Origin of the sequence: Streptomyces sp. ADMS (genome assembly GCF_033441795.1) — a bacterium.
GTDB lineage: Bacteria > Actinomycetota > Actinomycetes > Streptomycetales > Streptomycetaceae > Streptomyces.
This window is the reverse complement of record NZ_JAVFVX010000669.1, coordinates 1-218: the sequence shown is the minus strand read 5'-3', so window position 1 is coordinate 218 and position 218 is coordinate 1. Positions and strand designations below refer to the sequence as shown.

Below are 218 nucleotides of genomic sequence, written 5' to 3'. Positions count from 1 at the left end.
GACGCGATGATCGAGAAAGCCTGGGGCCGCCCCATCGACGCGCTGGAAACCCTCGCGGTCCGCCGACCCGTCGAGGACCCGCTCCTGCGCTCGGCGATGCATATCCGATCGAGCCTCGTCGTTACGAACAACGCGGTCGCCGTCCACCAGGATCGTCTGCACGCCCTCACCCGGTCCGGCCATGTGCCGGCCTTCTACGACCTGGACCGGATCACCAG

1 pseudogene is annotated in these 218 nt (G+C 67.9%); it reads left to right on the top strand.

Annotated features, from left to right (window positions below):
- Positions 1-218: pseudogene (locus tag RB628_RS42425) on the top strand (hypothetical protein); the annotation flags it as partial.